Origin of the sequence: Sedimentitalea sediminis (genome assembly GCF_042687825.1) — a bacterium.
GTDB lineage: Bacteria > Pseudomonadota > Alphaproteobacteria > Rhodobacterales > Rhodobacteraceae > Sedimentitalea.
The window spans coordinates 15,311-31,183 of the sequence record NZ_JBHUQE010000008.1; the positions used below are offsets into that span (position 1 = coordinate 15,311).

Annotated in this window: 16 protein-coding genes; 10 read left to right on the top strand and 6 right to left on the bottom strand. The window is 65.9% G+C overall.

Translation table 11 applies throughout. The features are described from left to right. Positions 1 to 2 precede the first annotated feature (2 nt). Entirely contained in the window at positions 3 to 1,931 is a 1,929-nt protein-coding gene (gene dxs, locus ACFMPD_RS08430) for a 1-deoxy-D-xylulose-5-phosphate synthase (protein WP_380993361.1), read from the top strand. A 60-nt stretch (positions 1,932 to 1,991) separates the two neighbouring features. Here dxs and ACFMPD_RS08435 read toward each other — a convergent pair whose 3' ends face one another. The 4 genes from ACFMPD_RS08435 to rbfA form a co-directional block, all read right to left on the bottom strand. Continuing rightward, positions 1,992 to 2,498: a DUF1643 domain-containing protein gene (locus ACFMPD_RS08435; RefSeq protein ID WP_380993362.1), complete on the bottom strand. Its 507-nt coding sequence runs from the start codon at positions 2,496 to 2,498 to the stop codon at positions 1,992 to 1,994. A gap of 89 nt (positions 2,499 to 2,587) precedes the next feature. Further along, the gene (truB, locus tag ACFMPD_RS08440; protein ID WP_380993363.1) at positions 2,588 to 3,493 is read right to left on the bottom strand and encodes a tRNA pseudouridine(55) synthase TruB; all 906 of its coding nucleotides are present in this window, start codon (positions 3,491 to 3,493) and stop codon (positions 2,588 to 2,590) included. A 76-nt stretch (positions 3,494 to 3,569) separates the two neighbouring features. Next, positions 3,570 to 4,322, bottom strand: a complete 753-nt coding sequence (locus ACFMPD_RS08445; protein WP_380993364.1) for a phosphodiester glycosidase family protein — start codon at positions 4,320 to 4,322, stop codon at positions 3,570 to 3,572. Continuing rightward, entirely contained in the window at positions 4,319 to 4,714 is a 396-nt protein-coding gene (gene rbfA, locus ACFMPD_RS08450; protein WP_380993365.1) for a 30S ribosome-binding factor RbfA, read from the bottom strand. Before rbfA ends, ACFMPD_RS08445 begins: the two co-directional genes overlap by 4 nt. Before the next feature lie 85 nt (positions 4,715 to 4,799). Between rbfA and dapB the strand changes: the two genes are divergently transcribed. Continuing rightward, entirely contained in the window at positions 4,800 to 5,609 is an 810-nt protein-coding gene (gene dapB / locus ACFMPD_RS08455; RefSeq protein WP_380993366.1) for a 4-hydroxy-tetrahydrodipicolinate reductase, read from the top strand. Positions 5,610 to 5,688: 79 nt separating this feature from the next. Here the strand turns inward: dapB and ACFMPD_RS08460 are convergent, their stop codons facing one another. Then, the gene (locus tag ACFMPD_RS08460) at positions 5,689 to 6,279 is read right to left on the bottom strand and encodes a hypothetical protein (RefSeq protein ID WP_380993367.1); all 591 of its coding nucleotides are present in this window, start codon (positions 6,277 to 6,279) and stop codon (positions 5,689 to 5,691) included. A 129-nt stretch (positions 6,280 to 6,408) separates the two neighbouring features. On the opposite strand from ACFMPD_RS08460, the gene ACFMPD_RS08465 reads away from it, so the two are divergent. Next, positions 6,409 to 6,732, top strand: coding sequence for a hypothetical protein (locus ACFMPD_RS08465; RefSeq protein ID WP_380993368.1), 324 nt, complete (start codon positions 6,409 to 6,411; stop codon positions 6,730 to 6,732). Positions 6,733 to 6,850: 118 nt separating this feature from the next. On the opposite strand, the gene ACFMPD_RS08470 is transcribed toward ACFMPD_RS08465, so the two are convergent. Further along, entirely contained in the window at positions 6,851 to 7,033 is a 183-nt protein-coding gene (locus tag ACFMPD_RS08470; protein ID WP_380993369.1) for a DUF1674 domain-containing protein, read from the bottom strand. An 89-nt stretch (positions 7,034 to 7,122) separates the two neighbouring features. Between ACFMPD_RS08470 and ACFMPD_RS08475 the strand changes: the two genes are divergently transcribed. The 7 genes from ACFMPD_RS08475 (at position 7,123) to ACFMPD_RS08505 (ending at position 15,842) form a co-directional block, all read left to right on the top strand. Beyond that, the gene (locus ACFMPD_RS08475; protein WP_380993370.1) at positions 7,123 to 8,388 is read left to right on the top strand and encodes an RsmB/NOP family class I SAM-dependent RNA methyltransferase; all 1,266 of its coding nucleotides are present in this window, start codon (positions 7,123 to 7,125) and stop codon (positions 8,386 to 8,388) included. Positions 8,389 to 8,515: 127 nt separating this feature from the next. Continuing rightward, positions 8,516 to 10,261, top strand: a complete 1,746-nt coding sequence (locus ACFMPD_RS08480) for a heparinase II/III family protein (protein ID WP_380993371.1) — start codon at positions 8,516 to 8,518, stop codon at positions 10,259 to 10,261. Positions 10,262 to 10,378: 117 nt separating this feature from the next. Continuing rightward, positions 10,379 to 11,968 carry a bifunctional phosphoribosylaminoimidazolecarboxamide formyltransferase/IMP cyclohydrolase gene (gene purH / locus ACFMPD_RS08485; protein WP_380993372.1) on the top strand — a complete coding sequence of 530 codons (1,590 nt, stop codon included), beginning with the start codon at positions 10,379 to 10,381 and terminating at the stop codon, positions 11,966 to 11,968. A 10-nt stretch (positions 11,969 to 11,978) separates the two neighbouring features. After that, a complete protein-coding gene (gene lspA / locus ACFMPD_RS08490; RefSeq protein ID WP_380993373.1) occupies positions 11,979 to 12,467 on the top strand; it encodes a signal peptidase II in 489 nt (162 codons plus the stop codon). Between the two features lie 102 nt (positions 12,468 to 12,569). Continuing rightward, complete coding sequence (locus tag ACFMPD_RS08495; RefSeq protein WP_380993374.1) at positions 12,570 to 13,088, top strand: DUF3035 domain-containing protein; 519 nt, start codon at positions 12,570 to 12,572, stop codon at positions 13,086 to 13,088. 97 nt (positions 13,089 to 13,185) lie between these two features. After that, positions 13,186 to 14,532, top strand: coding sequence for a M16 family metallopeptidase (locus tag ACFMPD_RS08500; protein WP_380993375.1), 1,347 nt, complete (start codon positions 13,186 to 13,188; stop codon positions 14,530 to 14,532). After that, the gene (locus tag ACFMPD_RS08505) at positions 14,529 to 15,842 is read left to right on the top strand and encodes a M16 family metallopeptidase (protein WP_380993376.1); all 1,314 of its coding nucleotides are present in this window, start codon (positions 14,529 to 14,531) and stop codon (positions 15,840 to 15,842) included. The genes ACFMPD_RS08500 and ACFMPD_RS08505 overlap by 4 nt, the downstream gene beginning before the upstream one ends. Positions 15,843 to 15,873 lie beyond the last annotated feature (31 nt).

Below are 15,873 nucleotides of genomic sequence, written 5' to 3' on the forward strand. Positions count from 1 at the left end.
CGATGCCTGACAGACCAAAGACGCCGCTGCTGGATCAGATCAACCGACCGGCCGACCTGAAACGCCTGAGCGACGCTCAACTGACCCAGCTGGCCGGCGAACTGCGTTCAGAGACCGTGTCGGCCGTGTCGGTCACCGGCGGGCATCTGGGCGCCGGTCTGGGCGTCGTCGAACTGACTGTGGCGCTGCATGCGGTCTTTGACACGCCGCGCGACAAGATCATCTGGGATGTCGGCCATCAATGTTATCCGCACAAGATCCTGACCCAGCGCCGCGACCGCATCCGCACCCTGCGGATGAAAGACGGTTTGAGCGGTTTCACCAAGCGCAGCGAGTCGCCCTATGACCCCTTTGGCGCGGCCCATTCCAGCACCTCGATCAGCGCCGCGCTGGGATTTGCCGTGGCCCGCGATCTGGGCGGCGTCACCCCCGAGGGGCTGGGCGATGCCATCGCGGTGATCGGCGACGGTTCGATGAGTGCGGGCATGGCGTTTGAGGCGATGAACAATGCCGGTCACCTCAAGAAACGCCTTATCGTGATCCTGAACGATAACGAGATGAGCATCGCCCCCCCGGTGGGCGCGTTGTCGTCTTACCTGTCCCGCCTCTATGCCGAGGAACCGCTGCAGGATCTGAAGGCCGCCGCCAAGGGGGCGGTGTCGCTGCTGCCCGAACCGTTCCGCCTGGGCGCCAAACGCGCCAAGGACATGCTCAAGGGCATGACCATCGGCGGCACCCTGTTCGAACAGCTGGGATTCTCGTATGTCGGCCCGATCGACGGCCATGACATGAGCCAGTTGCTGCCGCTGCTGCGCACGGTCAAGGCGCGGGCGCGCGGCCCGATCCTGATCCACGCGCTGACCAAAAAGGGCAAAGGATACGGCCCGGCGGAATCGGCGCGCGACAAGGGCCACGCCACGGCCCGGTTCGACGTGATCACCGGCGAACAGCAGAAAGCGCCCAGCAACGCCCCCAGCTATACCGGCGTGTTCGGTCAGTCGCTGACGAAACTGGCCGCCGAGGATGACAAGATCGTCGCCGTCACCGCGGCGATGCCCGATGGCACCGGCCTGAACCTGTTTGCCGAACGCTTTCCCAGCCGGTGTTTCGATGTTGGCATCGCCGAACAGCATGGTGTGACCTATTCCGCAGCCCTGGCAGCGGGCGGAATGAAACCCTTTTGCACCATGTATTCCACCTTTTTGCAGCGCGGCTATGACCAGGTTGTGCATGACGTGGCGATCCAGCGCCTGCCGGTGCGTTTCGCCATCGACCGCGCCGGGCTGGTCGGCGCCGACGGCGCCACCCATGCCGGCAGCTTTGACATCGCCTATCTGGCGAACCTGCCCGGGTTCGTGGTGATGGCGGCGGCGGACGAGGCCGAACTGGTGCATATGGTGGCCACGGCAGCGGCGCATGACGAAGGACCCATCGCCTTTCGCTATCCCCGGGGCGAAGGGGTTGGCGTCGATCTGCCGGAACGCGGTCAGGTTCTTGAGATCGGCAAAGGCCGGATCGTCCGCCGCGGCAAGCGCGTCGCCATCCTGTCGCTGGGCACCCGTCTGGCCGAGGTGCAGAAGGCCGCCGAAGCGCTGGCGGCGCGGGGCATCACGCCGACCATCGCCGATGCCCGTTTCGCCAAACCGCTGGACCGCGACATGATCCTGGAACTGGCAGCCGATCACGAGGCGCTGATCACCATCGAAGAGGGCGCCGTGGGCGGCTTTGGCAGCCATGTCGCGCAATTGCTGGCCGATGAAGGCGTGTTCGACAACGGTCTGAAATTCCGCGCGATGGTCCTGCCCGACATTTTCATCGACCAGGCCAGCCCGGCCGACATGTACGCGGTGGCCGGCATGAACGCCCAGCAGATCGAGGCCAAGGTGCTCAACGTACTGGGAATCGCGACGATCGGCGAGAAACGCGCCTGATCCCCGCCCTGTCGGGTGCGACTGGGGCCAGATATCAGGACCTGATTTCAAGCCCAGGTTTCAGGACCAGATCTCGGGCTGTTGCGCATAGGCGATATAGAGCGGGTGCTTTGGGTGCCCAGCCTTGCTGAGCCCCAGGTGATAGAGATCGCGGCCCGTGCCGCGCAACAGCGCCTCGACCCGGGCGCCGCGCTGCAGATGCGCGCCATGGGTGCCCCAGGCCGCGACGACCTGATCGGCCCAAGCCGCCCCGGCCAGAATCGCCGCGTCGTTCTCCGGCCCCACCGGATCGGCGGCGGCCCGCATGCGGCGCGGATCGGTGTCGCGCCAGGCGAATATGTTGGTGACCTGAAACGCCCCGAACCCCAGCGCGCGGGCGCGCCGTTCGCACCGCTCGACCGTCGGGTCGTTCTGCACCTCGGTCGCGGTCGACGGGTTCAGCATCACGAACAGCGCCTTGCGTCCGTCCGGGTCCCAGACCCGCGTCAGACTGTAGCGGTAGCGTTGGCAATCGGAATAGACGGCGGTCGAGGGGGCATCGCCCTTGGTGTGGCTGCGGGTGATCATGCCGGCGTCTCTAGCCGATCCGCGCGCGCGCCGGAACCCCCCGGACGGGCACTGTGCCGATCTCTGCAGCGCCCATCGATCCAACAGGATCAGGCCGCGAAAACCCGGCTGGGATGCAGTTCGCCCGATTTGTAGATACCGACCGCCACCGCGCGGCCGTCCAGCGAGGCCCAGGCCTCGTCGCCGTATTCCACGTCCGACGCCAGAACCAGGCCCGGGTTGCCATTGCGCAGGCGCGCCGCGCCCTCGGGCGTGCAGCGCAGTTCGGGCAGGTCGACCAACCCTTGCTCCAAGGGGCGCAGATACGCGTCCAATGCGGGTGTTTTGGCCATTTCGTCGATCTGGGCCACGCTGATCCCGTCTTCGACGTCAAACGGCCCCGACCAGATGCGCCGCAACTCTGTCACATGGCCATGACAGCCCAGTGCGGCGCCCAGATCGCGGGCGATCGAGCGCACATAGCCGCCCTTGCCGCAGGTCATTTCCAGAACCACGTGATCGGCATCGGGACGGTCCACCAGCACCAGTTCCTCGACCCAGAGCGGCCGCGCCGCCAAGGTGACGTCTTCGCCGTCGCGCGCCAGCTTATAGGCCCGCTGACCGTCGATCTTGACGGCAGAGAATTTCGGCGGCACCTGCAGGATATCGCCCAGAAAGGGCTGCAGCGCCAGTTTGATCTCGTCGTCCGTGGGACGCGCCGCGCTTTCGGCGATGATCTCGCCCTCGGCGTCGTCGGTATTGGTGGCCTGACCCAGCCGGACGGTGAACACATAGGCCTTGAGCGCATCCGTGATATAGGGAACGGTCTTGGTCGCCTCGCCCAACGCCACCGCCAGAAGGCCGGTCGCCTCGGGGTCCAGCGTGCCCGCATGCCCGGCTTTCTTGGCCTCCAGCGCCCAGCGCACCTTGTTGACCACGGCGGTCGAAGTCATGCCCGCGGGCTTGTCCACCACCAGCCAGCCGGAAATGTCGCGGCCCTTGCGTTTGCGTCCCATGATGCCTCGTTTCTGTCCTGAGGGGCGCGGCCTAGCGCAAGCCACTGGCCCTGTCAAACAGGGCCAGTCAGATAGGTCAATCAGCCGGCTGGTTTGCGTCTATCACTACCCCGACGACGGGTCCCATGCGGAACCCCGGGTCGTTGCGGCCCAGCTGCGGCGCAAAAAGGCGCGAGATGCGCCCGTCGAAATACAAAGCGCTGGGCAGGTTCAGCGCATCGCGGAACAGGCTGCCGAATTCGTGAAAGGTGACCGGGTTGCGCGACATCACAAAGACCGCCCGCGTGCCATCGGCATTGGTGCCGACACCGTTCCGGACATGACGCGAGGTGCTGTCCACCAGAAACCGCGGATGCAGCGCGCCGTCGATCACCAGCATCGGTCCGGACTGGGTGGCATAGGTGCAATCGGGCCGGTCCTGCAGAAAGGCCTGGGTTTCGATCACGTCGGCCCGGCTATCGCGCAGACAAAAGATGCCATTGGGCACCAGCCCGAAATTGCCCGGCCCCGGCCCCGGCACCACGCGCATTACCTCGGCGCCCTGTTCGACATAGTAGCCGACCGGCGCCCGGTCGTCGTGATACATGCCGGCATTCATGGCAAAGCTCAGCCGTTTCCCCTGCGCCGCCAGCGCCTGGTCGATGGCCGAGAAATGACCATAGGGCACGCCGGTCTCGTCGCGCAGGAACAGCCGCAGATCGGCGGTTTCCGCATCGACCTCGCACATTGTATAGGCGTTGCCCGCGTGGTCCAGATCGCGGCATTGCTGTGCCATGGCCGGCAGGGCCGCCAGGCTGGACAACAGGACGATCAGCGTGGCGCGTATCACTCGTCGAGATCCCGGCGCACGGCGTCCTGGTTCAGCATCCGTCGGGTGTCGTCCATCCGGTCGAATGTCTCGTCCAGCTGAAACCGCAGATCGGGCGCGAATTTCAGCGCCAGCTTCTTGGCCACCTTGCGGCGCAGCTCGCCCTTGTTGCGGGCCAACAGCTTGAGCACGTCCTCCTGCCCCTGCCCGCCCAGCGGCAGGACATAGGCGGTCGCCACCCGCAGATCCGGCGACGTGCGCACCTCGCCGACCGTGATCGAGATGCGGTTCAGGTCCGGGTCATGTACATCGCCGCGGGCCAGAACCTCGGACAGCGATCTGCGGATCAGTTCGCCGACGCGCAGCTGTCGTTGCGAAGGGCCGGGACCGTCATGAAACTTGTTCTTTGCCATGCTGCCGGTCTAAGCCGAATGGCGGCCTTTGCCAAGCACGGCGCGAACGGTTAACCAGCGTGCAATTGCAACGGAGAGTCGCGACATGACACACAAACCCGGGATCGTCGTCACCGGCGCATCCGGCCGCATGGGCCAGATGCTGATCCGCACCGTCACCGAAAGCGACCGCGCCCAGCTGGTCGGCGCGGTCGAACGCCAGGGCCATCCCTGGGTCGGTCAGGATGTGGGCACCGCGATGGGCGGGGCGGAACTGGGCGTGACCGTGACCGATGACGCACTAGAAGCCTTTGCCCGCGCCCAGGCGGTAATCGATTTCACCGCGCCCGAGGCCACGCTGGAATTCGCCACCCTGGCCGCGCAGGCAAGGCTGGTGCATGTGATCGGCACCACCGGATTCAGTGCCGAGCAGATCGCTCGGCTGACGCCGATCGGGCGTCACGCGGTCATCGTGCGCGCCGGCAACATGAGCCTGGGCGTCAATCTGCTGACGCAGCTGACACGCAAGGTCGCCGCCGCCCTGGACGAGGATTTCGACATCGAGATCGTTGAGGCGCATCATCACCACAAGGTCGATGCCCCCTCGGGCACCGCCCTGATGCTGGGCGAGGCCGCGGCTCAGGGCCGCGGCGTGGCGCTGGACATGGTGGCCGACCGGGGCCGCGACGGCATCACCGGGGCACGCAAACCCGGCAATATCGGCTTTGCCGCCATTCGCGGCGGCGATATCGTGGGCGAACATGACGTGCTGTTCGCCGCCCCGGGCGAGCGGATCGTGCTGCGCCACATCGCGACCGACCGGGCGGTATTTGCCCGCGGGGCGCTCAAGGCGGCCCTATGGGGTCAGGGCCGCACCCCCGGCGAATATGACATGGTGGATGTGCTGGGGCTGTAACCCGACACCGGATCCGAATGCGCGCGGGGCTGTAGCCCCGCGCGCATCAACTGCGGCATTTACCACGCCTGCGCCTTGATCAGGCCGAGCGCAGCAGAACCTTGCTGGAGCCAATCGCATCGGCAATCTTGCTGTATTGCAGCGCCTTGCTTTCGGAGGCTTCGGCACTGCGCAGCAGCAGGGTTTCGGTATTGTCCAGAATCGCCCGCGCCTGGGCGTTGACGTTGGGCAGGGCCGCCGGATCGACCGGCGTCAGGGGCCGACTGGTCGAGACCGGGGTCTCGCCCTGGCTCACGGCCCGGCCCCTGGGCAAGGTCGAATCGCGGTTCGCCCGGGCCAGATCGGCCAGTTGGTCGGACGTGTCCTTGAGGATCGATTTGACCTCGGAATAGTCGCTGTCCCGCGGGATTTCCCGGGAAATCGTTTCCAGTCGTTCCGCAAGGCAATCGACCTTGTAGGAGTCATTGTCCAGTTCGGCACAGAACTTCTGGGCAGCCGCGATATTGCCGGTCAACACTTCGGTGTAGTTTTTCGAGCCGAATTCGCCCGCGGGCAGGATCACGGTGTACACCAATCCGGGACCCGGCACCTGCGCGGCGGCCGGCTGAGCGGCCAGCACCAGCGACAGCGCGGCAGTGGCGGCGCCTAATCCTTGCAATGCGGTTTTCATGAAAATACTCCTGCTTTTCAAAAATTCTGCGGCTTCATGCATGACGTTGCCCAAGCCGTTGCTTCTCGCTATTGTGGCTGCATTGTAACAGGATTCGATTGTGGGGCTATGGGCAAAATTTCAGCAACAATGATCGCAGGCGTATTGTCGGCAGGGTTTGCCGCCGGCGCATATGCCCAAGGGGCCGCAACCGCTGTTTCCGAGGCGCGGGTCAGGCTGGCCTGCGGAACCGGCCGGGTTATCGGGGCCGAAACCCTGGCCAACGGATCGATCCGTGTGACCTGCGAACAGCAGGCCCGGGTTCCCGCCGAACTGGGTCTGGGCGGTCTGACCCCCGAAGCCACCGCCGCCATCGTCGCGACCGTTGTCCTGTTGCCGATCCTGCTGGATGACGACGACAGCAGCGGCACCACTACCACATCATCAACGATGCCCAACTCTTCGAATCCCTGATACCCGGGCAGTTCGATTTGACCGGCATGCCGGAGCACAGGACCCTGTACGTCGGCATGCCCGATCCTTACGCGGATCGGGCAACCGCGTACGGACAGGTTCCTGACCTGCGGCGGCTCTAAAAGTCGATCGCCAGGCCCTTTTTTTCCCAATCACCATAGCGCACCGGTTCGGGACCGTCGCGACCGCCCAGTTCCTTGGGCAGCGGGTCGGCCTTTTCGGCGGCCTTGCGCCGTTCATCAGCCTCGGCCAGAGCCCGCTGCGCGGCGGCGGGCAGATCACGTCGGGATGTCTCGGTCATAGCGGGTTCCTTTGTGTCTGATGCGTGATATACGCCGCGCGCCGCGCCCTGCACAAGAGCAGCGCGACCACACTAAGGGGAAACGAAACATGGCAGAGACCGGCCTGGCGGCCCGACGCAGCGCGATTCACCTGCTGGATCAGGTTCTCGGAGAAGGCCGGCTGATCGCCGAATGCCTCTCTGCCGGCGCGCTTGACGCATTGCCGGCAGAGGACCGCGCGCGCGCCCAGCGTCTGGCGCTGGAGACCCTGCGCGGGTTGGAACGGGCCGACCGGCTGCTGAAAAAGCACCTGCGCAAAGCCCCGCCTCTGTCGGTGCGCAACGCGCTGCGGCTGGGCACGGTCGAGCTGTGCCACGGCGCGGCGGCGCATGGGGTGGTGAACGCACTGGTGCAGATCGTCGGCGCGCATCGGCGCCATGGCCAGCTCAAGGGGCTGGTCAACGCGGTGCTGCGCAAGATCGCCGCCGAGGGTCCACGGGCCTGGGCGGCCCTGCGCACGCCCCGGACGCCGAAATGGCTGCGCGCGCCTCTGGTTCAGGCCTGGGGGGCGACGGCCGTGGCCGCGATGGAGCAGGCACATTTCACCGGCGCGCCGCTGGATATCACCGGCAAGCCCGGAGCCGACCTTGGCGCATTGGACGGTACCGTCCTGCCGACCGGATCGCTGCGGCTGCAAAGCCCGGGCCAGGTCTCGGCCCTGCCGGGATACCGGGACGGGACATGGTGGGTACAGGATGCCGCCGCCGCCCTGCCCGCGCGCATTCTGGCGCCGCAGCCGGGAATGACGGTGCTGGATCTATGCGCCGCCCCGGGCGGCAAGACCCTGCAGATGGCCGCCGCCGGGGCGGATGTCGTGGCGGTGGACAGTTCCGAACAACGGATGAAACGGCTGCGCGAAAATCTGGCACGCACGGAACTTAGCGCCGAGCTGCGCGTCGCCGACGCACTGGATCAGAGCGGACTCTATGACGCGGTTCTGCTGGATGCCCCCTGTTCGGCCACCGGCACGATCCGCCGCCACCCGGACCTGCCCCATGCCAAGGACGGCGCAGAATTCGCCGCCCTCATCGAATTGCAGGCCCGGATGCTGGCCCATGCCTGGACGCTGCTGCGCCCGGGCGGGCGGATGGTCTTTTGCACCTGTTCGCTGCTGCCCGACGAGGGCGAGGTCCAGATCGAGGACGCCCTGTCGGCGCATCCCGACATGGCGGCGGACAGGGCCGCGATGGACCTGCCGGGGATCGATCCGGACTGGATCACCGCCGAAGGCGGGTTGCGCCTGCGTCCCGATTACTGGCCGGACCGGGGCGGCATGGACGGATTCTATATCGCCTGCCTGCGCAAGGCGGGCTGACCCGGATCGGCAAGCGGCAATGGGGGGCTGCAACACCCGCATCCAGGCCGATGCGTTTGGGCGGTGACTTGCCGCGCGCGGCATAGTAGGATTGCCGCAAACGCCAAAGAGCGTAGAGGCAGAGCAGATGTCGCATTCAGATCGTTTCGCGCAAGACCGCGCCCGGTTCCTGAACCGGCTTTATGCGCGGCTCAGCACCCGGCAAAAGGCAGCGATCGGTTTTGTCTCGCAGCCCGAACCTCGCACCATCGGGGATTTTTCGCGCGGCCGGCAGTTGCTGGCCGGCAATCTGTTATTCGCGGGCTTTCTGGTCCAGCAGCCCCCGGGCGCCGGCCTGTGGCAGGCCAAGGCGCCCGATCTCGCCTTTGACGCCGAACGCCACGGCTTTGCCTGGCTGGACGATCTGGCGGCTGTGGGCGATGTCAGAGCGCGGGCCTGTGCTCAGGACTGGCTGTGGGGCTGGATCCGCGATTTCGGCCGCGGCCGCGGACCGGGCTGGACGCCGGATCTGACCGGCCGGCGGATCATCCGCTGGATCAATCACGCGATCTTTCTGTTGCGCGGTCAGGACAAACCGGACAGCGACGCGTTTTACCGCGCGCTGGCACGACAGAGCTGGTTTCTGTCCAAGCGTTGGCACAGCGCGGCGCCGGGATTGCCGCGTTTTGAGGCGCTGACCGGGCTGATCTATGCCGGGCTGTCCCTGGAGGGCAAGGAACGCCTGGCGGATCCGGCGGTGCGGGCGCTGGCGCGGGAATGTGACAGCCAGATCGATGCCGAGGGTGGCCTGCCAACGCGCAATCCCGAGGATCTGCTCGAGGTCTTTACCCTGCTGACCTGGGCCGCGGCGGCGCTGCAGGAGGCGGGGCGCGACACCCCGCCGGCCCATCTGTCGGCGATCGCGCGCATCGCGCCGACCCTGCGCAGCCTGCGTCATGCCGATGGCGGGCTGGCGCGGTTTCACGGTGGCGGGCGCGGCTCTGAGGGCCGCCTGTATCAGGCGCTGGCCGCCAGCCAGATCAAACCGCGACCGCCGCAGGGGCTGGCTATGGGTTATGCCCGGATGTCAGCGGGCCGCACCAGCGTGATCATCGATGCCGCGCCGCCGCCGGCCGGTCCCGCCTCGGTCGATGCGCATGCCTCGACCCTGGCTTTTGAACTGACCTCGGGGCGGCGTCCGCTGATCGTGAATTGCGGCTCGGGCGCGTCCTTCGGCGCCGAATGGCGCCGGGCCGGACGCGCCACCCCGTCGCATTCAACGCTGTGCCTCAGCGGCTATTCCTGTGCGCGCCTGGCCGGTGCGGAACCCGAAACCGGCCAAGAGGAACTGGTCGATGGTGCGCGGCACGTGCCCGTCGAGATGCGTGAACGGGCTGAGGGGCCACGCTTTCAGGGCGGCCATGACGGCTATGCCGCACAGTTCGGCCTGATCCATGCGCGCACCCTGGATCTGAGCCATGACGGTCGCGGGCTGAGCGGCGAGGACCTGCTCTTGACCATGGATCAGGACGACCGGCGCCGCTTCGATCACGCCATGGACCGTGTCGGGCTGACCGGAATCGCCTTTGACCTGCGGCTGCATCTGCACCCCGAGGTCGATGCGACCCTGGATCTGGGCGGCGCCGCCGTGTCGATGGCGTTGAAAAACGGCGAAATCTGGGTGTTTCGCCACGACGGCCAATTCCAGCTGGCGCTGGAACCCGGAGTCTATCTGGAACCCGGCCGGCTGAAGCCGCGCGCCGCGCGGCAGATCGTATTGTCGGGCCGCGCCACGGATTACGCGACGCGCATCCGCTGGTCGCTGTCCAAGGCGCAAGAGACCGCCGTCGCGATGCGCGATCTGGCACAGGACGAACCGGTTCTGGAAAGCTGAACCGCGGCGCTGCCGCACCAGCCTGACGCCCGGCCGGGGCGCGCGACAAACTTGCGGTTCAATCCCGTGGCGAATTGCACTATGCCCCGCGCAACAGGTGACAATCGAGGATCTGACATGACCGACACCCGCCGCATTCGCCGCGCCCTGATTTCCGTTTCCGACAAGACCGGCCTTGTCGAACTGGGTCAGGCCCTCGCAGCCCGCGATGTCGAACTGCTCAGCACCGGTGGCACCGCATCCGCCTTGCGCGACGCCGGATTGGACGTCATCGACGTGGCAGAGGTGACCGGGTTTCCCGAAATGATGGACGGGCGGGTCAAGACCCTGCACCCGATGGTGCATGGCGGGCTGCTGGCCCTGCGGGACAACCCGGCGCATATGGCGGCCATGGAACAGCACCGGATTGGCGAAATCGACCTGCTGGTGGTCAACCTCTATCCGTTCGAGGCCACCGTCGCCGCCGGCGCCGATTACGACACCTGCATCGAAAACATCGATATCGGCGGCCCGGCGATGATCCGCGCCGCGGCCAAGAACCATGCGTCGGTCACGGTGGTGGTCGATATCGAGGATTACCAGAAACTGCTGGGCGACATGGACCAGCATGATGGCGCGACCTGTCCGAAATTCCGCCGCAAACTGGCCCAGACCGCCTATGCCCGCACGGCGGCCTATGACGCCGCGGTCTCGACCTGGATGGCCGGGGCGATCGGTGTCACCACGCCGCGCCGTCGCGCCGTTGCCGGCACTCTGGCGCAGACCCTGCGCTATGGCGAGAACCCGCACCAGCAGGCGGCGTTCTATACCGATGGCAGCGATCGCCCCGGCGTGGCCAACGCGGTACAGCATCAGGGCAAGGAACTGAGCTATAACAACATCAACGATACCGATGCGGCGTTTGAACTGGTCAGCGAATTCGCCCCGGACCAGGGTGCGGCCTGTGCCATCATCAAACATGCCAACCCCTGCGGCGTGGCCCGGGGCGAGAGCCTGAAACAGGCCTATCAGCGCGCCTTTGACTGCGACCGGACCAGCGCCTTTGGCGGCATCATCGCCCTGAACCGGCCGCTGGACGGCGAAACCGCAGAGGAGATCGCCGGCATCTTTACCGAGGTGGTGATCGCCCCCGGGGCCGACGACGCCGCGCGGGCCGTTTTTGCCGCCAAAAAGAACCTGCGCCTGCTGACCACCGACGGGCTGGCCGATCCGCGCAGTCCCGGACTGACCGTGCGCCAGGTGTCGGGCGGGTTGCTGGTGCAGGACAAGGACACCGGGTTCATCACCAGAGACGATCTCAGGGTCGTGACCAAGCGCCGGCCGACCGAGGCGGAACTGGCCGATCTGCTGTTTGCCTGGACCGTGGCCAAACACGTCAAGTCCAACGCCATCATCTATGTCAAGGACGGCGCCACCGTGGGCGTCGGCGCCGGTCAGATGAGCCGCGTCGACAGCACCCGCATCGCCGCGCGCAAATCCGCCGACATGGCCGAGGCGCTGGGGCTGGATGCCCCCCTGACCCAGGGGTCGGTCGTGGCCTCGGACGCGTTCTTTCCCTTTGCGGACGGTTTGCAGACCGCCGCCGAAGCCGGTGCCACGGCGCTGATCCAGCCCGGCGGCTCGATGCGCGACGACGAGGTCATCGCCGCTGCCGATGCGGCCGGTCTGGCCATGGTGTTCACCGGCATGCGCCATTTCCGGCACTAAGGCCCGATCCGTGACGCGCAGTGCTCTGATCTGGGCGGCCCTGGCGGGGTTTCTGGCCGATCAGGCCAGCAAGTACGTGGTGATCCATGCCATGGGCCTGTCCCGCCGGATGGCCATCGACGTGCTGCCGCCGCTGCTGAATTTCCGCTATGGCGAAAACCGCGGGATCAACTTTGGCCTGCTGGGCAATGACGGCGAGTTGACCCGCTGGCTGTTGATCCTGTTCTCGCTGATCGTCGTTTTCGCGGTCTGGTACTGGGTCCGAACGCGGCATGCGGGGTCGGTGCGCATGCTGCTCTGTGCCGGCCTGCTGATCGGCGGCGCGCTGGGCAATGTGATCGACCGGCTGCTTTACGGCTATGTGCTGGATTTCCTGAACATGTCCTGCTGCGGCATCCACAACCCGTTCGTCTTTAACCTGGCGGATGTGTTCATCTTTGCCGGTGCCATCGGCCTGGTGCTGTTCGAACCGGCCAGCCGGGCACGCAACGCGCCCTGAACCGCACCGCCCGGTTTTCACGATAAAAACCACCGGAAAATGGTGGCGTGACCTTGGCCGGCGAATGCGCTAAAAGCCATGCAAACAGGCAGGAGATGAACCATGCGGATACCGCTGGGTCTGATGATACTGGGAATGGCCGTGGCGCTGGCCGGATGCGGCAGGAAACCGTTGCACGATCTGCGCAGCAATTCCCGGGGACCGGACGAATTCATGGTCCTGCCGGTCAAGCCGCTGACCGCTCCACAGGATTACGACCTGCTGCCGGCCCCGACACCGGGCGGGGCCAACCTGGTGGATCAGACGCCCCGGGCCGACGCGGTTGTCGCGCTGGGCGGCCGCGCCACGGCACTGGATCCGGACCGCGGCGTTCCCGGATCGGACGGCGCGCTGATCACCGCCACCGGGCGCTATGGTGTGCCGGCCAACACCCGGACAACGCTGGCCGAAGCGGATGCGCAATTCCGCAAGCGTCAGGGTCGCATGACCAGCATCAAGCTGTTCCCGGTGGATCGCTACCGCCAGGTCTACCGTCGCGAGATCATGGACCCCTATGAGGCCAACGATACCTTCCGCCGCTCGGGGTTCGGCACCCCGACCGCGCCGCCGACGGATCAGTGATCGCGCTCACGTTTGTGACAGGGCTTCTTGAACACCGCGCCCACGCACGTAGGTTGTCGCTCAGGAAAACCAGAATCATGATGGAAGGTGCATAGGGATGCGTCGCGTTCTTTCCGGTTTGGCGGCGATCGCCGTGGCCGCTGTGCCGGTGTCGGCCTCGGGTATCGACGATGCGGTGACCAGTTTCGATCTGGACAACGGCATGCAGGTCGTGGTGATCGAGGATCATCGCGCCCCGGCCGTGCAGCATATGGTCTGGTACCGGGCCGGATCGGCGGACGAACCTGTCGGTTCCTCGGGTGTCGCGCATTTTCTGGAACATCTGCTGTTCAAGGCGACCGACAAGCTGAAAGCGGGCGAGTTTTCCGCGATCGTCGCGGCGAATGGCGGTCAGGACAACGCCTTTACCAGCTATGACTATACCGCCTATTTCCAGCGTGTTGCGGCGGACCGGCTGGAATTGATGATGCGCATGGAATCCGACCGGATGGTCAATCTGCGCCTGACACCGGAGAATATCGACACCGAGCGCGATGTGATCCTGGAAGAGCGCAACATGCGCGTCGAGAACAACCCCCGCGCTTTGTTCAACGAACAGGCCAATGCGGTGCAGTATTACAACCACCGCTATGGCGTGCCGATCATCGGCTGGAAACACGAGATGGAAACGCTCAGCCTGGAGGATGCTCTGGAATTTTATCGCACCTATTACGCCCCCAACAACGCGATCCTGGTGGTTTCGGGCGATGTCGATCCTACCCAGGTGCGGCAGCTGGCGCAGGAATATTACGGTGCCATCCCCGCCAATCCCGACCTGCCCGAACGTCTGCGCACGCAAGAACCGCCGCAATCGGCGGCCCGGCGGATGACCTATCGCGACGCGCGGGTGGCCCAGCCCTATGTCAGCCGGTCCTATCTGGCGCCGGAACGCGATAGCGGCGCTCAGGAAGAGGCCGCTGCGCTGGTGCTGCTGGCCCAGATTCTGGGCGGCGGCACCACGTCGCATCTGACCGAACGTCTGCAGTTTCAGGAACAGGTAGCGGTCTATTCCGCCGCCTTCTACAACGGCACGTCGCTGGATGACACGACCTTTGATCTGCTGGTGGTGCCAAGTGACGGGGTATCGCTGACCGAGGCCGAAGCGGCGCTGGACACCGCCCTGGCCGAATTCCTGCGCGATGGCGTCGATACCGATCATTTGGACCGGATCAAGATGCAGTTGCGCGCCTCGGAAATCTATGCCCGCGACAATGTGGACCGCGTTGCCAACCGTTATGGCCGGGCGCTGACCACCGGACTGACGGTGGCGGATGTCCAGGCCTGGCCGCATGTGCTGCAAGCCGTGACTCCTGAGCAGATTTTGGCCGTGGCGCATCAGGTTCTGCAACCGGAAAACTCGGTGACCGGCTGGTTGACCGGCAAAGACAAGGTGACGACGCAATGAAACCGGTTCTGGCGCTCTTGACCTGGCTGATCCTGGCCCTGCCGGTCTCAGCAGGAGTGAACATCCAGTCGCTCACGACCCCTTCGGGTATCAAAGCCTGGCTGGTCGAGGAGCGTTCGATCCCCTTTACCGCGCTGGAACTGCGGTTTCGCGGCGGCACCTCGCTGGACGCGCCCGGCAAGCGCGGTGCGGTCTATCTGATGACCGCCCTGCTGGAGGAAGGGGCGGCCGACTTGGATGCGCGCGCCTTTGCCCGCGCCACGGAAACGCTGGCCGCCAGTTTCAGCTTTGATGCCGGCGACGACTCGGTAACGATCTCGGCCCGGTTTCTCAGCGAGAACCGCGACGCGGCGCTGGCGCTGCTGCGGGCCGCCATCCATGAACCCCGCCTTGATCCGGACGCTGTCGAGCGGGTTCGCGCCCAGGTGCTTGCCAACCTGCAATCCGATGCCAAGGATCCCGACAGCATCGCGCGCAGCACCTTTTCCCGGCTGGCCTTTGGCGATCATCCCTATGGCAGCGACGGCGAAGGCACGATCGACTCGGTATCGGCGCTGACGCGGGACGATCTGGTTCAGGCGCATCGCGATGTCTTTGCCCGTGACCGGCTGTATATAGGCGCGGTCGGTGACATCACCCCGGCCGAACTGGGCGCGCTGATCGACGGGTTGCTGGCCGATCTGCCGGCCCAAGGGCGCGCCATTCCGGGACCGGCGACCCTGCAACTGACCGGCGGCGTCACGGTGGTGGATTTCGACACGCCGCAATCGGTGGCGGTGTTCGGACAACGTGGTATCGACCGCCAGGACCCGGATTTCTTTGCCGCCTATGTGCTGAACCAGGTGCTGGGTGGCGGCTCGTTCGAAAGCCGGCTGATGAACGAGGTGCGCGAAAAACGCGGCCTGACCTATGGTGTCTATTCCTATCTCGCACCCAAGGATCTGGCGGCGGTCTATCTGGGCAGCGTCGCCTCGGCCAATGACCGTATCGCCGAAGCGATCCAGGTGATCCGCGCCGAATGGACCAAGGCCGCGACCCGGGGCGTGACAGCCGCCGAGGTTGCGGCCGCCAAGACCTATCTGACCGGCGCCTATCCGCTGCGGTTTGACGGCAATGGCCAGATCGCCCGGATCCTGACTGGCATGCAGATGGAGGGGCTGCCCATCGACTATGCCACCACCCGCAACGCCCAGGTCGAAGCAGTCACGGTCGAGGATGTGAACCGGGTCGCCACTGAACTGCTGGATCCCGAGGGGCTGCAATTTGTGGTGGTGGGTCGCCCCGCCGGGCTGGACGGCTCGACAAACTGACCCGCTTCATTTGCGCGAAAGCTTGCCGGAC

Bases quoted from the DNA above. Each gene is read 5' to 3' on its own strand.
- dxs (WP_380993361.1), top strand. From the start codon at position 3: ATGCCTGACAGACCAAAGACGCCGCTGCTGGATCAGATCAACCGACCG.
- ACFMPD_RS08435 (WP_380993362.1), bottom strand. From the start codon at position 2,498: ATGATCACCCGCAGCCACACCAAGGGCGATGCCCCCTCGACCGCCGTC.
- truB (WP_380993363.1), bottom strand. From the start codon at position 3,493: ATGGGACGCAAACGCAAGGGCCGCGACATTTCCGGCTGGCTGGTGGTG.
- rbfA (WP_380993365.1), bottom strand. From the start codon at position 4,714: ATGGCAAAGAACAAGTTTCATGACGGTCCCGGCCCTTCGCAACGACAG.
- dapB (WP_380993366.1), top strand. From the start codon at position 4,800: ATGACACACAAACCCGGGATCGTCGTCACCGGCGCATCCGGCCGCATG.
- ACFMPD_RS08460 (WP_380993367.1), bottom strand. From the start codon at position 6,279: ATGAAAACCGCATTGCAAGGATTAGGCGCCGCCACTGCCGCGCTGTCG.
- ACFMPD_RS08465 (WP_380993368.1), top strand. From the start codon at position 6,409: ATGATCGCAGGCGTATTGTCGGCAGGGTTTGCCGCCGGCGCATATGCC.
- ACFMPD_RS08470 (WP_380993369.1), bottom strand. From the start codon at position 7,033: ATGACCGAGACATCCCGACGTGATCTGCCCGCCGCCGCGCAGCGGGCT.
- ACFMPD_RS08475 (WP_380993370.1), top strand. From the start codon at position 7,123: ATGGCAGAGACCGGCCTGGCGGCCCGACGCAGCGCGATTCACCTGCTG.
- ACFMPD_RS08480 (WP_380993371.1), top strand. From the start codon at position 8,516: ATGTCGCATTCAGATCGTTTCGCGCAAGACCGCGCCCGGTTCCTGAAC.
- purH (WP_380993372.1), top strand. From the start codon at position 10,379: ATGACCGACACCCGCCGCATTCGCCGCGCCCTGATTTCCGTTTCCGAC.
- ACFMPD_RS08495 (WP_380993374.1), top strand. From the start codon at position 12,570: ATGCGGATACCGCTGGGTCTGATGATACTGGGAATGGCCGTGGCGCTG.
- ACFMPD_RS08500 (WP_380993375.1), top strand. From the start codon at position 13,186: ATGCGTCGCGTTCTTTCCGGTTTGGCGGCGATCGCCGTGGCCGCTGTG.
- ACFMPD_RS08505 (WP_380993376.1), top strand. From the start codon at position 14,529: ATGAAACCGGTTCTGGCGCTCTTGACCTGGCTGATCCTGGCCCTGCCG.